A 12,920-nucleotide genomic window follows, 5' to 3' on the forward strand; every position below is an offset into this window, starting at 1 on the left:
ACTTTATCACCTAGCCATCCATATTGATAAAATATATACAAAACAAATCTACACGGTTAAGGGTTTTAACCTACAACTATAAATAATGAAACAAAAAAAAGCGGCCTTTGAGGAAGCCGCTTTGAAAAATTTCTTTTGGGTTGTGCTTAAAGCATGAATAGCTTTCGCAACAGCATGGAAAATCCGCTTACAAAATCATTTTTGTAGACTTGAATTTCCTCTTGGGCTGATGAGTGGTTCATTGGGGCTTTTTTTAGGTTAATGAAAACGATTTGGGCTTTTACTATAAAGTAAAGATACTTTTAAACGGTATTTTTCACCTAATTATTGTTGTGTAGACCGCCCAAAATGTGGCGTGACCCTCGAAAAGCGGATTTATTCGATGAATGACAGCGGAGACTGTGCAAAACAGTGGAAAAGCATTCTTACGAACGGATAAATGAAGTTATCAAGGGATTTTAGAGTCGCGACCTAATCGACTATTCGAACCTAAATGCCAATGTCATCTAAATCGTCATCGGTATCTTGGTCTTTTTGCATTTCTTCCTGTATTTTATCACAGTCCAGTTCAATGGACATGCCGCGGGGTTTAACAAAGTCCTTGTCGGAGACTCCCAGCTCTTCGTTGGCGTAGTTCTTTTTCATATACAGCCCCCAAATGGGTAGCGCCATGGCAGCACCCTGGCCGTATGTGATACTTTTAAAGTGCACGGACCTTTCCTCCCCACCTACCCAAACTCCGGTAACCAAATTCGGAACCATGCCCATAAACCAACCATCGCTCTGGTTTTGTGTGGTCCCGGTTTTCCCTGCAATAGGGTTTCTGAGTTCATATGGATATCCGGTAACAATTTCTTTGTAAACAGTCTCGTTCTTTTGCGAAGTATGCCGAAGCCGCATTCCGGAACCGGCTTGTGTAACTCCTTTCATTAAATCTACCATGGCATAGGCAACTTCCTTGCTCAACACGTCCTTAGTTTCCGGTACGTATTCATATAAGACCGTCCCGTTCTTATCTTCGATACGAGTAATCATTACCGGTTTTACATATACTCCCTGGTTGGCAAAAGTACCATAGGCACCGACCATTTCGTAGACATTGGTATCGGGTGTTCCCAAGGCTATTGCGGGTACCTCTAGAATTTCTTTGGTCAAGCCCATACTTCTGGCGATTGAAACTACCGATTTAGGGCCGACCATATCGATAAGCTGAGCGGTCACGGTATTGACCGAATTGGCCAAGGCCTTTTTTAAGGTGTAATCCTTACCGGAATATTGCAAAGAGGCATTTTCAGGGCACCATTTGTCCGTATTACCATGTTTTTGCGCTTCGATACAATATTGGGTGTCGGGCCGGGTATCGCAGGGCGAAAGCCGTAACTGATCGATTGCAGCTGCGTAGACAAATGGCTTAAAGGTAGAACCTGCTTGACGGGCGCCCTGGTACACATTGTCGTACTGAAAGTGTTTATAGTTGATACCCCCTACCCAAGCCTTTACATGACCCGTTTGCGGCTCCATACTCATCATCGCGCTTCGCAGAAACGTCTTGTAATAAAAAATGGAATCTCTCGGACTCATGACCGTATCCTTTTCCTGGATATCGCTATTCCAATCGAAAACGGTCATGTCTATTTTTTTGTCGAAAGACGCTCGAATCTCCTCCTCGGATTTTCCGGACCGTTTCATCGAACGCCAACGGTCAGATGTTTTCATCGCCCGTTCAATAATACCATTGATCTGGCTTTTTTCAAGATCCAAAAATGGTGTTGTTCTATTGCGATCGGGAGTATTTTGGTGAAAAAACTCCGCTTGAAGATTTTTCATATGTTCGGATACCGCTTCCTCGGCATTTTTCTGCATCCTTGAATCTACCGTGGTGTATATTTTTAATCCATCTAAATAAATATTCCATTTATCGCGCTGACCTTCCAAAGCCGGTTTCGGGTTCTTCTTGATCCAGTTGTTCATAAAACCCTGTACGTACATCCTAAAATAGGTGGCCAAGCCATCTCTATGCGATTGCGGACTGAAATTGAGATTCATTTCCAAAGCTTGCAACGAGTCTTTTTGGGCTTCGGTAATATAATCGTACTTGGCCATTTGTGCCAAAACCACATCACGTCGATTTTTGGTGCCAACTGGGTTTCTCCTCGGAATCGGATTGTAAAGCGATGAATTTTTGAACATGCCCACCAACATAGCCGCCTCCTCTATTTTCAGTTGTTTGGGCTCCTTACCAAAATAAATTTTTGAGGCTGACCGAATACCATCGGCATTGTTGCCGAAATCGTAGATATTGAAATACATGGCAATGATTTCCTCCTTGGTATACGCACGTTCCAAACGGGTTGCGATGACCCATTCCTTTATTTTCTGCTTAATCGCTTCGAATTTATTTTTGGTCCGTACACCTACGAACAGCTGTCTTGCCAGTTGTTGTGAAATCGTACTCGCTCCACCCTTGCTCCCCAAATATGCAAAAGCCCTTAGTGTACCTCGTGCATCTATTCCTGCATGGTCGTTATATCTTGCATCTTCGGTAGCGATTAGGGCATCTATCAAATTCTGAGGTAAATCGTCATAGGCTACCGGAGTTCTATTATCATCCAAATAAAAATTCCCGAGTGCCACACCGTCTGAAGAAATAATCTGGGTGGCTAAATTGGTTTGCGGATTTTCTAGTCGTTCGAAGGTTGGCATCTCGCCGAACCAGCCCCAGGATGCAGCCAAAAATAATAGCGTCGCAGACAATATTCCCGCGGCGAATAAAATCCAAAACCATTTGATAAACTTAAAGAAACCTGTTGTTTCCTTTTTTTTCTTTGCCGCTTTTGCCATTACCTGTTACTTATTTCGTTGTTCAATCTCGAAACCTACATCGGTGATGCCCTGTAGTTGCTCCACCCCATTCACTTTGCCGTTCTTGCGCATGGCGTGCGCCACCTTTAGGGTATATACGCCTGAAGACGGAAAAACGATGTTCTCTTTATACCACAATTTATTCTCCTTTAAACTGCCGTAGCCCTGTCCCAGCCAAGTACCATCAGGGTCTGCCATTTGGTACTCCAAAGTGTCTTTTTCAACACTTCCATCGGGGCCATTAAGCTCGGCAATCAAAAATAGATTGTTGTATGGGAAGGTATCATCATTTCTAACGTTGATGAACATATTATATTGGGCAAGGCTATCTAATTCTGAAAAGGTAAACTCAATTTGATTATCTTTTTCCCAAACCCCGTTAGTAGTGGCCTTAAATTCCGATTTCACTAGACCTGTATCACAGGAAACCAGCGAAGCAAACGCTAGAAGTACAATAAAAAAACTACGCATTTTTAGGCTGTTGCTTTGTGTTGTTCTGATTTTTATTCCGATTGTTGTTGCGCCGCTTTCGGTTCCGGTTTCCACCTTGTCCTTTGCCGCCTTCGCTCTTGTTTGCTGGCCCCCGATTTCCGGAATTGCTCTTGGTTTGCGCATTGCCACTTTTCTTATTTCGGTTGCGGTTCTTGTTCTTGTTCCGATTTTTACTATTTCGGCTTCGCTTGGGTCTGTCGAAGCGGGTCAGGCTGTCCTGGCCCACCACATTCTCGAACAATACCTTTTCTTCTACCACATAGTTTTCGATGGCGTATTCCTCTAAACTTGCCACTTTTTCCTTCTTCTTGTTCTTCGCGCGAATTTCCTGTACCTGTTCTTTGGATAGCGTATGCCAGTTTGCGGGGTCATCTTTGTACGAGAACCAAAGAGTGGCTTTAAAAATATCAGTTTTTTGACAGAAAGCGATGCCTTTCTCGGTCATGAGCTTGGTATCCTGCGATGGAAAATCCTTTAAGGCTTCCAGATAGGTATCCAACTCGTAATTGAGGCAACATTTCAACTTCCCGCATTGTCCGGCAAGTTTTTGCGGATTCAAGGAAAGCTGCTGGTACCGTGCCGCGGAAGTACTGACCGATCTAAAATCGGACAACCAGGTCGAGCAACACAGCTCACGACCACATGATCCGATGCCACCCAAGCGTTGCGCTTCTTGGCGGTATCCGATTTGGCGCATTTCGATACGGATGGAAAAGGCCTTCGCCATATCCTTGATCAACTGCCTAAAATCTACGCGCTCCTCAGCGGTGTAATAAAAAGTTGCCTTTGATCCATCGCCCTGAAATTCTACATCGGAAATTTTCATCTGCAGCTTCAAAATGATGGCCATTTCCCTAGCCCGTTTTTTGATTTCTTCCTCACGGTCGCGACATTTTTGCCATTTATCGATATCGCTTTGCGAAGCCTTGCGATAGACTTTAGGAAGCGCTTCATCCTTAAAATCGACTTTCTTGCGCTTCATCTGCACTTTCACCAGCTCCCCCACAAGGGTTACCATACCAATATCATGACCCGATTGAGCCTGCGTTGCAACGACGTCGCCGATCGATAAAGAAAGATTTTCGGTATTTCTGAAGAATTCTTTTCGGCTGTTCTTAAACCGCACCTCAACACAGTCGAAAGCGCGCTCGCCAGAAGGTAGCGACATATTGGAAAGCCAATCAAAAACAGTTAATTTATTACAACCATCAGAGCCACAAGTACCATTGTTCTTGCAGCCACGTGGTTGTCCGTCCGTTCCGGTCGAACAACTACTACATGCCATATTTTATATCTTGGTTCCGAAAAAACCTTTCGGTTTTTTTGGAATAAGGTTCATATTCACTTAAAAGTAAAGATAATACAATTTGTGAAGGCAAGGAAATACGTTGTAAAGGAGTTCGCGGTTTTGAGCAGCAGTAGGCAGCTTTACAAGATCATGTATAAGCCCAGCTCGCCATAGTATCGTTCAAGCTCAACAAGGATGTCCGTAATGATTCTTTCTATTTTCGCTTGCTTGAGCATTTTTTGGCTTCGGCTACGCTCAGCCACCAGATGAGAATCCTTTTAGAAGAATTCCCTTTGCTATAGATTCATCATCTTGCACAACGTATAATCATTTGATATACCGTTATTTATTTTAATAAACTCATAAAACCTCTAAACTCATAAACTTTATACTTGTTAGACAAAATTCGTAATATTGGACTAATAGTGCAGTTACGGACTAATGTCTACCCGCTAGCTCACTTCTTAAACTTCAAAACGGGAGACCGGCCTTTTTTAAAGATTTTATTACTGGCACCTTTCCCCTTGCGTAGCGCCTTTTGTTCCTCATAGGGCAAGTTGTGTACTTGTTTGCATTCTTCAGAGCAACAATTATCCATTTTCTCCTTGCACTCCGCACATTGGATAAACAAGAGGTGGCAGGCTTCATTGGCACAATTTTCATGAACATCACAAGCAATTCCGCATTGGTGGCATTGTGAGATGACATCTTCAGAAATACGTTCGCCCCGTCGGTGGTCAAAGACAAAGTTCTTGCCCATGAACTTGTTTTCTAGTTTTTTGTTTTCTACTTGCCTAGCGTATTCGATGATACCTCCTTCAAGCTGGTAGACTTGTTTGAACCCTTTATGCTTGTAATAGGCACTGGCTTTTTCACAGCGAATGCCCCCGGTGCAGTACATGACCAGCTTTTTATCTTCCTTATGGTCTGCCAACTCCGCTTCAATGGTATCCAAGGAATCGCGAAACGTATCCACATCGGGCGTGATGGCATTTTTAAAATGGCCTATTTCGCTTTCGTAATGGTTACGCATATCTACCAATACCGTATCCGGGTCTTCGATCAGCGTATTGAATTCTTCGGCGTCTACATGAATGCCTTTGTTCGTTACATCAAAAGTATCGTCATTGAGCCCGTCGGCAACGATTTTTTTACGCACCTTCACTTTCAATTTCAGGAACGACATATTATCCTGTTCGATGGCGATATTCAAGCGCACACCCTTTAAAAAGGATATCGTATCCAGATGCTTTTTAAAGGCCTCGAAATTCTCCGCAGGAACAGATAATTGCGCGTTTATGCCCTCATGAGCAACATAAATACGGCCAAGCACATCAAGTTCGTTCCAATGAATGAATAAATGGTTTCTGAATAGCGACGTATTGCCGATATGTGCATATTTATAGAAAGAAATGGTCAGTCTTTCATGGCCCGCCTCTTGAATAAGGGCAGCTCTTTCCTTTGCACTTAAGGTATTGTACAGTTGCATGCTATACGAATAGACTAAGAGACTGTTTGAAAATATCTCGATTATTTTCTTACATCCTCTTTTTGCGCCTTATTTCGTTAAAATTTGTGACCGTAGCGCTGCTATGCTCAAAAATTTTGCCTCATAATGCATCAAAAAAAGGCTATAACAACTCTAACGAAATATTTCCAAACAGTCTCTAAGAGGTTATTTTAATTATTGGACTCATTCAAACTTTCTGAATTGACTAAAATGTCTATATGAGTTCACTGTAAAGGGCAAAAATAAGAATATTTAAGGAGGAGGCAAGAAACGTAAGACCTTTGAAAGAGCTGCAAATAAAAGAGCCCCGATAATTTCCGGGGCCCTATTCGCCATGTTAATTTTCTTCCTCATAGCAATTTAGAAAAGTACTACTATAACATGGCTATCAATCAACCAGTATCATTAAAAACGACCTCATATATAAAAGAAAGCCATTGCACTTTACTAAATAGACGCATATTTTATCAAAAGGTTGCGTCAATCGATTTCCCAAGTGTTTCCAATATTTGAATTATGCAAAAAGAAACACTAATTTAGCCACCCTGTTCGGGACAAATCCACAGTCTTACATCATACGATAAGCCTAGACGACAATCCCACCCGAATATTTCGATAATTCCCATTAAAACAACACATTAAACGATTTAGAAGCTATGAGTTCGGAAAAAGATGCAAAATTAAAGGCCTTGAAATTAACCCTTGATAAGATGGATAAAACCTACGGAAAGGGTGCCGTCATGAAGATGGGCGATACGGTCGTAGCGGATGTAGAGGTCATTCCCTCGGGATCGTTAGGCCTGGATATCGCTTTGGGTGTAGGAGGATATCCGCGAGGACGGGTAGTCGAAATATACGGTCCGGAATCTTCCGGTAAAACTACATTGACCTTGCATGCTATTGCAGAGGCACAAAAAAATGGTGGGATAGCCGCTTTTATAGATGCAGAACACGCTTTTGATCGTTTTTATGCGGAAAAATTAGGGGTGGATATCGATAACCTCATCATTTCACAACCAGACAACGGTGAGCAGGCCTTGGAAATTACCGACAACCTTATTCGTTCGGGTGCCATTGATATCGTGGTCATAGATTCCGTCGCAGCATTGACGCCAAAAAGCGAAATCGAAGGCGAAATGGGAGACTCTAAAATGGGACTCCACGCACGATTGATGTCCCAAGCACTTCGTAAACTTACCGGTTCGATCAGCAAAACACACTGTACCGTAATATTCATCAACCAGTTGCGTGAAAAAATCGGGGTTATGTTCGGGAATCCCGAAACCACTACCGGCGGGAACGCCCTAAAGTTTTACGCTTCGGTACGGTTAGATATCCGGCGCTCGACCCAGATAAAGGATACCGACGGCTCGGTAAAGGGTAACAAGACGCGTGTAAAGGTGGTGAAGAACAAGGTAGCCCCCCCATTTAGAACAACCGAATTCGATATCATGTACGGCGAGGGCATCTCTAAAGTAGGCGAGATTATCGACCTTGGCGTGGAGTACGAAATCATCAAGAAAAGTGGTTCTTGGTTCAGTTATGGGGACACCAAATTAGGACAAGGACGCGACGGCGTGAAGAATCTGCTACTTGACAATCCCGAGCTTTTTGAGGAGTTGGATGCCAAGATACGCGAAGCCATAAACGCGCTTAAGTAGCCATATTTGAACAGTACACCTAGCCTCTAGATGTAACGTTTTTTTACGGGTTAGCCGCTTGAATTATTTTTTAGGTGCTAGGACGCAACCCTATAGACTTTTTGGTATCTTAATGGTAAGAAAACCATTGGTATGATGAAGAGGTTTGCAATTTTATCAGTTTTGGCTGCTTTTACGATGGTCATTAGCTCCTGTAGCAATGACGATGAACCCAATTTTCATTTCACGGCTTTGAGGGCTTTGAGCGCTGAAGTTCCCGAGTCATTCGAGTTGAATGAGCGGTATCAGATTACCGTAACCTTCGAAAGACCCGACGGTTGCACTTTCTTTGAAGGCTTCGATGTCACCAGTCCGGATACTACGGTGCGCGATGTCGTGGTCATCGGTTCCGTCTTCACCGATAGGGCGTGTACTACGGAAGTAGAGGAAATAGAGGTCTCCTTCGACTTTGTAGTGATTCACGACCAAACCTATACCTTCCGCTTTTACGAGGGGCAAGATGACGAAGGAGAGCATCAGTTTTTCGAGATAACCGTTCCGGTAAATTAACCGCCAAAACCTATACCAACGTTGAGTTTAGAAGAACTCGTACATAACTGCAAGCAAGGTAATCGCGGGGCACAGGAGCAATTGTACCGCCGTTATGCCAGTGTGCTGTACGGTATTTGCTTAAAATACTCACGCAATAAAGCAGAAGCCGAAGATAGCTTGCACGATAGCTTTATGACTATCTATAATAAAATCGGTCAATATGGTGCAAAAGGTTCCTTCGAGGGATGGATCAAACGTATTACGGTAAACACTGTTCTACAGAAATACCGCAAACAGGAGCATCTGAAAGTGGTCTCCGAAAATGTAGCCGATGAAATCGAAGTAGCAGTAGATCAAGAAAATATAGATTTACAAACACTACTCGGCTACATTCAACAACTGCCCAATAAATATCGCCTAACCTTTAATATGTATGTTCTCGATGGATATTCCCATCAGGAAATCGCCCAACAATTGGGTACTTCCGAAGGTACTTCGAAATCCAACCTTTCGAGGGCGCGGGTATTGTTAAAAGAGAAAATCGAGGCCGATTACAGCCGATCTGCCCTTGGGGTGCTGTTTATCCTTATCGGGGAAAGCGCATCTGAACGGAAACGCATGAAAAAGAAAATCAAAAAATTGACTAAACCATTAGAAAATGGGTAAAAAGAAACTCGACGAACTCTTTCAGGAGAAGTTCGACAACTTTGAGCAGGTCCCGGACGAAAAAGTCTGGCAGTCCCTTGAAGCGTCCCTGGATAAGAAAAAAAGGCGGGCGATTCCGCTTTGGTGGAAACTTGGTGGCGTAGCAGCAGTGCTAGTCATTGGTCTATTGGCCATTAATCCCTTTTCGGATGCTGATGGAGAACCTGCCCTGACCGACATTGAGCAAAAGACGGATTCCTTGGAACGAGAGAACACCAAGGAAAATAGAATTTTAGATACGACGGATACCGATGAAACCCAGCTAACCGATACAAATTCGCAGGACACCGACGAGGGTAATGCCGCCGACAAGCAATCGCACCCTTCTAAAAACACAAATCCAGATCCCAAAAAAGAGCTACAACTTTCGCCCACTTCAGAAAACGGGGGAGAATCGCAGCTTACATCCGTTCAAAAAGAAAGGTCGAATAAAAGCGACCCAAATATCAATGCTCAAATCACTGAATCAACTGACAACGAATCAACAGAAGGCATCGATCCAAAAGAAAATCTTAAGGAACTGAATGAAATTGACCAAGAAAGTGTTGTTGCACAAAAAGACCCAAAAAAATCGGTTTCCGATGAATCCGTAAATGGGGTTATCGCACAGCAAGAAGACCGACCGAATTCTGTAGAGGAGAAGAAAGACGGTTTAATGAAATCTGCTGAAAACACTGAAATTGCTCAGAACGATAGCGTTCAAGAAGAGGAAAATCTCGAAGACCAAACCGTTGAAGAAGGAAATAAAAAATCGATTTTTGACGAAATAAAGCAGCAGGAAGAAACAGAAATCGCAGAAAACGAACCCAGAAAAAGATGGTCTGCTGGACCGAGTGTCGCCCCGGTGTATTTTGACGCCTTCGGAGAGGGTTCCCCAGTTCATTCTATTTTGGTACCCAACTCTAAATCGGGGGAAACCAATTTGAGCTACGGACTTTCGGTGAATTATGAGATAAATGATCGCCTGAGTGTACGCTCCGGTCTGCACAAGGTTGCGTATGGCTATGATACCGGTGATGTCGAGTTCTCCTCGTCTTTGGATGGTGCCATTACCGATCAGATGGACAATATCGATTATGCGACGACGGCAAGGAACCTCGTTGTAAGAAGTAAAGCTGGTGCTTCCGCTGTTTCGGTAAGCGAAAGCGATTCCAATCAAGCATTTGACGCTAATAGTTCGAACGCATCCATTGCCCGCAACGGCACGATGTCGCAGCAATTCGGTTATTTAGAAGTTCCTTTGGAATTGAACTATGCCTTGGTTGATCGTAAAGTGGGTATCAACGTCATTGGTGGTTTTAGTTCGCTTTTCTTGATAGACAACTCGGTTTCGTTGACCTCAGGGAACGAAACGACGGAAATGGGTGAAGCCAATAACGTCAACGAGGTGAACTTTAGCACCAACATTGGTCTGGGCATCGATTATAATGTTACACCGAAAATCAAATTGAATCTCGAACCGTTGTTCAAGTACCAACTCAATACTTTTAGCCAGGTAGATGGTACGTTCAATCCCTTTTCGATAGGTATTTATAGTGGTTTAACCTTTAAGTTTTAATCCATTTGATTTGTGCTTGTACACAGTTTTAGAAAACATTGGTTGGTAGGTTGATGGGAGCACATTGACCCAAAACTACGCCCCTTCATGCTAGAGGGGTGTTTTTCATTTTTAAAATGACCTATCAAGCAGTTTTCTGACGTTGAAGCTCTTTTAAAATAACGTCCCGAACCTCCTCTCGCAGGGTCAATTTATCCTCCTCAGCTAAAATACCCGTCTCAAAGAAACGATGCACTTTGGCACGTAGTATTCCTGGCCCCCCACTTAAAAACGTAAATGAAAACCGTCTTTTACCATCATAAAAGGTAATGGGAGCAACAGGTATTTTGTGAGCAATGGCCATTCTAAAGGCACCATCCTTAAAAGTATCCAAAAGAATATGTTCATCCGGCACGCCACCCTCCGGAAATATGCAGATACTTGTGCCCTGTTGTAATCTTCGCTGTGCGCGGCGGTACACCCCGGTGCGACTTTTGGCATCTTCACGATCGACCAGGATACAGACCCTTTTGTAAAAAAATCCGAAAATGGGGATCTTGACCAATTCTTTCTTACCAACAAAGACAAAAGGGGTCTTACTAACTTTCAGCATCAACATAATATCGAGCATACTGGTGTGGTTCGCCACAAGCATATAGCTTTTGCCTTTTTCAAAATCTTGTTCGCGACTGATTGTAGGCGGACATCCCATTCCGTATAAAATAGTGTTGGCCCAAAGGTTTCGGGCCATCCAGAAGAATTGAGGGTACCATTCCTCCCTTAAACTACAAACCAATAAAAAGGGAAAGAAGATAAAAATGGGAAGTGCGACCAAAATATAGAACCAAATACGGTATAGGGTGTACCCAATATTTTTGAGGAGTTTGGTCATGGAATCAAAAATAGGGATTTCGCTTTGCTTTTTATGATTTGTTTTACCTTTGTCGACTTACAGCAATAGTAGCATGGCAAGAATCTTAACAGGCATACAAAGTACGGGAGTACCACATTTGGGAAATATTTTAGGAGCAATTATCCCCGCCATAAAAATGGCGGAAAATCCGGAAAACGAATCGTTTTTGTTTATTGCCGATATGCACTCCCTTACCCAAATTAAAAATGGGGAAGAACTCAGAACCAACACCTATGCGACCGCCGCGGCTTGGTTGGCCTTTGGTCTGGATATCGATAAATCGGTTTTTTATCGTCAGAGCGATGTGCCCCAAGTGACAGAACTGGCCTGGTATCTCAGTTGTTTTTTTCCGTATCAACGGTTGACGCTTGCCCATTCGTTCAAGGATAAGGCAGACCGTTTGGAAGATGTTAACGCGGGGCTCTTTACCTATCCGATGTTAATGGCCGCCGATATCCTGCTTTATGACGCCCATATCATACCCGTTGGGAAAGATCAACTGCAACATATTGAAATGACCCGCGACGTGGCCTCCCGTTTTCATGCACAATTGGGAGAGACTTTCGTGTTGCCCGACGCCAAAGTACAGGAACAGACCATGTACATTCCCGGAACGGATGGCGAAAAAATGAGTAAAAGCAAGGGCAACTTGATCAACCTGTTTCAATCGGACAAGCAATTGCGCAAACAGCTCATGGGAATCATATCGGACAGTACGCCAATGGAGGCGCCCAAGAACCCCAAAAACGACACCACCTTTGCACTTTATAAAATACTGGCTGCCCAGCCCCAAATCGAAGAAATGAGTGCCAATTACCTCGCCGGGGACTATGGTTATGGCCATGCCAAACAGGCACTGTATGAGGTAATCGTTGAAAAATTCGGCGATGCCCGCGAGAAGTTCGATTATTATATGAACAATACCAGTGAAATTGATGCCGCCCTCGATTTAGGAGCTCAAAAGGCCAGGAAAGTGGCAGATGGCGTTTTGGAACGGGTACGGGGCAAGCTGGGTTATTAGAAAAAGAGGGCAGCTATAGCCTTTACTAAATCTCGTCAATTACTGTTTTGAATGAGATGTTCCAAAGATTCTTTAACCCGCTTGCACAGTCTGCGGGATTACTATTTTCTCTACGATTAATACCATTTGGTCTTAAAATTTAAAGAACCCCTCGTTTTTCATTACCTTGTTCGAAGTCATTAAAAAAAATCTGGATTTTTATGATACTTTTTCGACCAGGAAATTGACCTATTTCTTCACTCTATTGTGTGCCAAAATGCCTTCTTATCTTCTTTTACAAGATTATTGGCACAACGCTTTCCAAATTGTGTCAGCGCGTGTAGGGAAAATGGAAGCTGTACTATTTTTGAGCCATTTTTGTTCCCTATAATAAAAATCACTTTGTAAATTGTTCTGCATT

At 43.2% G+C, this 12,920-nt stretch carries 10 protein-coding genes; 5 read left to right on the plus strand and 5 right to left on the minus strand.

The features are described 5' to 3' along the window. Positions 1-489: 489 nt before the first annotated feature. The 4 genes from FGM00_RS17370 to trhO form a co-directional block, all read right to left on the minus strand. The gene (locus FGM00_RS17370) at positions 490-2,841 is read right to left on the minus strand and encodes a transglycosylase domain-containing protein (protein WP_138854137.1); all 2,352 of its coding nucleotides are present in this window, start codon (positions 2,839-2,841) and stop codon (positions 490-492) included. A 6-nt stretch (positions 2,842-2,847) separates the two neighbouring features. Further along, positions 2,848-3,333, minus strand: a complete 486-nt coding sequence (locus tag FGM00_RS17375; RefSeq protein WP_138854138.1) for a gliding motility lipoprotein GldH — start codon at positions 3,331-3,333, stop codon at positions 2,848-2,850. Next, complete coding sequence (locus FGM00_RS17380) at positions 3,326-4,639, minus strand: PSP1 domain-containing protein (protein WP_138854139.1); 1,314 nt, start codon at positions 4,637-4,639, stop codon at positions 3,326-3,328. Before FGM00_RS17380 ends, FGM00_RS17375 begins: the two co-directional genes overlap by 8 nt. Before the next feature lie 460 nt (positions 4,640-5,099). Next, positions 5,100-6,131, minus strand: a complete 1,032-nt coding sequence (trhO, locus tag FGM00_RS17385) for an oxygen-dependent tRNA uridine(34) hydroxylase TrhO (RefSeq protein ID WP_138854140.1) — start codon at positions 6,129-6,131, stop codon at positions 5,100-5,102. Between the two features lie 677 nt (positions 6,132-6,808). Between trhO and recA the strand changes: the two genes are divergently transcribed. From recA to FGM00_RS17405, 4 genes are all read left to right on the plus strand, one after another. Then, complete coding sequence (gene recA / locus FGM00_RS17390) at positions 6,809-7,813, plus strand: recombinase RecA (RefSeq protein WP_138854141.1); 1,005 nt, start codon at positions 6,809-6,811, stop codon at positions 7,811-7,813. Positions 7,814-7,945: 132 nt separating this feature from the next. Then, the gene (locus tag FGM00_RS17395; RefSeq protein WP_236262834.1) at positions 7,946-8,362 is read left to right on the plus strand and encodes a hypothetical protein; all 417 of its coding nucleotides are present in this window, start codon (positions 7,946-7,948) and stop codon (positions 8,360-8,362) included. Between the two features lie 21 nt (positions 8,363-8,383). Next, the gene (locus tag FGM00_RS17400) at positions 8,384-9,010 is read left to right on the plus strand and encodes an RNA polymerase sigma factor (protein ID WP_138854142.1); all 627 of its coding nucleotides are present in this window, start codon (positions 8,384-8,386) and stop codon (positions 9,008-9,010) included. Further along, positions 9,003-10,607, plus strand: a complete 1,605-nt coding sequence (locus FGM00_RS17405) for an outer membrane beta-barrel protein (protein WP_138854143.1) — start codon at positions 9,003-9,005, stop codon at positions 10,605-10,607. Before FGM00_RS17400 ends, FGM00_RS17405 begins: the two co-directional genes overlap by 8 nt. 124 nt (positions 10,608-10,731) lie before the next feature. Here the strand turns inward: FGM00_RS17405 and FGM00_RS17410 are convergent, their stop codons facing one another. Beyond that, complete coding sequence (locus FGM00_RS17410; protein ID WP_138854144.1) at positions 10,732-11,478, minus strand: lysophospholipid acyltransferase family protein; 747 nt, start codon at positions 11,476-11,478, stop codon at positions 10,732-10,734. A gap of 73 nt (positions 11,479-11,551) precedes the next feature. On the opposite strand from FGM00_RS17410, the gene trpS reads away from it, so the two are divergent. Further along, complete coding sequence (gene trpS, locus FGM00_RS17415) at positions 11,552-12,520, plus strand: tryptophan--tRNA ligase (protein ID WP_138854145.1); 969 nt, start codon at positions 11,552-11,554, stop codon at positions 12,518-12,520. Positions 12,521-12,920: the final 400 nt, after the last annotated feature.

The sequence above is a fragment of the Aggregatimonas sangjinii genome, assembly GCF_005943945.1.
In the GTDB taxonomy this organism is placed as follows: Bacteria; Bacteroidota; Bacteroidia; order Flavobacteriales; family Flavobacteriaceae; genus Pelagihabitans; species Pelagihabitans sangjinii.

Coding starts and splice junctions, on each gene's coding strand:
- trhO (WP_138854140.1), bottom strand. CDS start 6,131: ATGCAACTGTACAATACCTTAAGTGCAAAGGAAAGAGCTGCCCTTATT.
- recA (WP_138854141.1), top strand. CDS start 6,809: ATGAGTTCGGAAAAAGATGCAAAATTAAAGGCCTTGAAATTAACCCTT.
- FGM00_RS17410 (WP_138854144.1), bottom strand. CDS start 11,478: ATGACCAAACTCCTCAAAAATATTGGGTACACCCTATACCGTATTTGG.
- FGM00_RS17380 (WP_138854139.1), bottom strand. CDS start 4,639: ATGGCATGTAGTAGTTGTTCGACCGGAACGGACGGACAACCACGTGGC.
- FGM00_RS17395 (WP_236262834.1), top strand. CDS start 7,946: ATGATGAAGAGGTTTGCAATTTTATCAGTTTTGGCTGCTTTTACGATG.
- FGM00_RS17405 (WP_138854143.1), top strand. CDS start 9,003: ATGGGTAAAAAGAAACTCGACGAACTCTTTCAGGAGAAGTTCGACAAC.
- FGM00_RS17375 (WP_138854138.1), bottom strand. CDS start 3,333: ATGCGTAGTTTTTTTATTGTACTTCTAGCGTTTGCTTCGCTGGTTTCC.
- FGM00_RS17370 (WP_138854137.1), bottom strand. CDS start 2,841: ATGGCAAAAGCGGCAAAGAAAAAAAAGGAAACAACAGGTTTCTTTAAG.
- trpS (WP_138854145.1), top strand. CDS start 11,552: ATGGCAAGAATCTTAACAGGCATACAAAGTACGGGAGTACCACATTTG.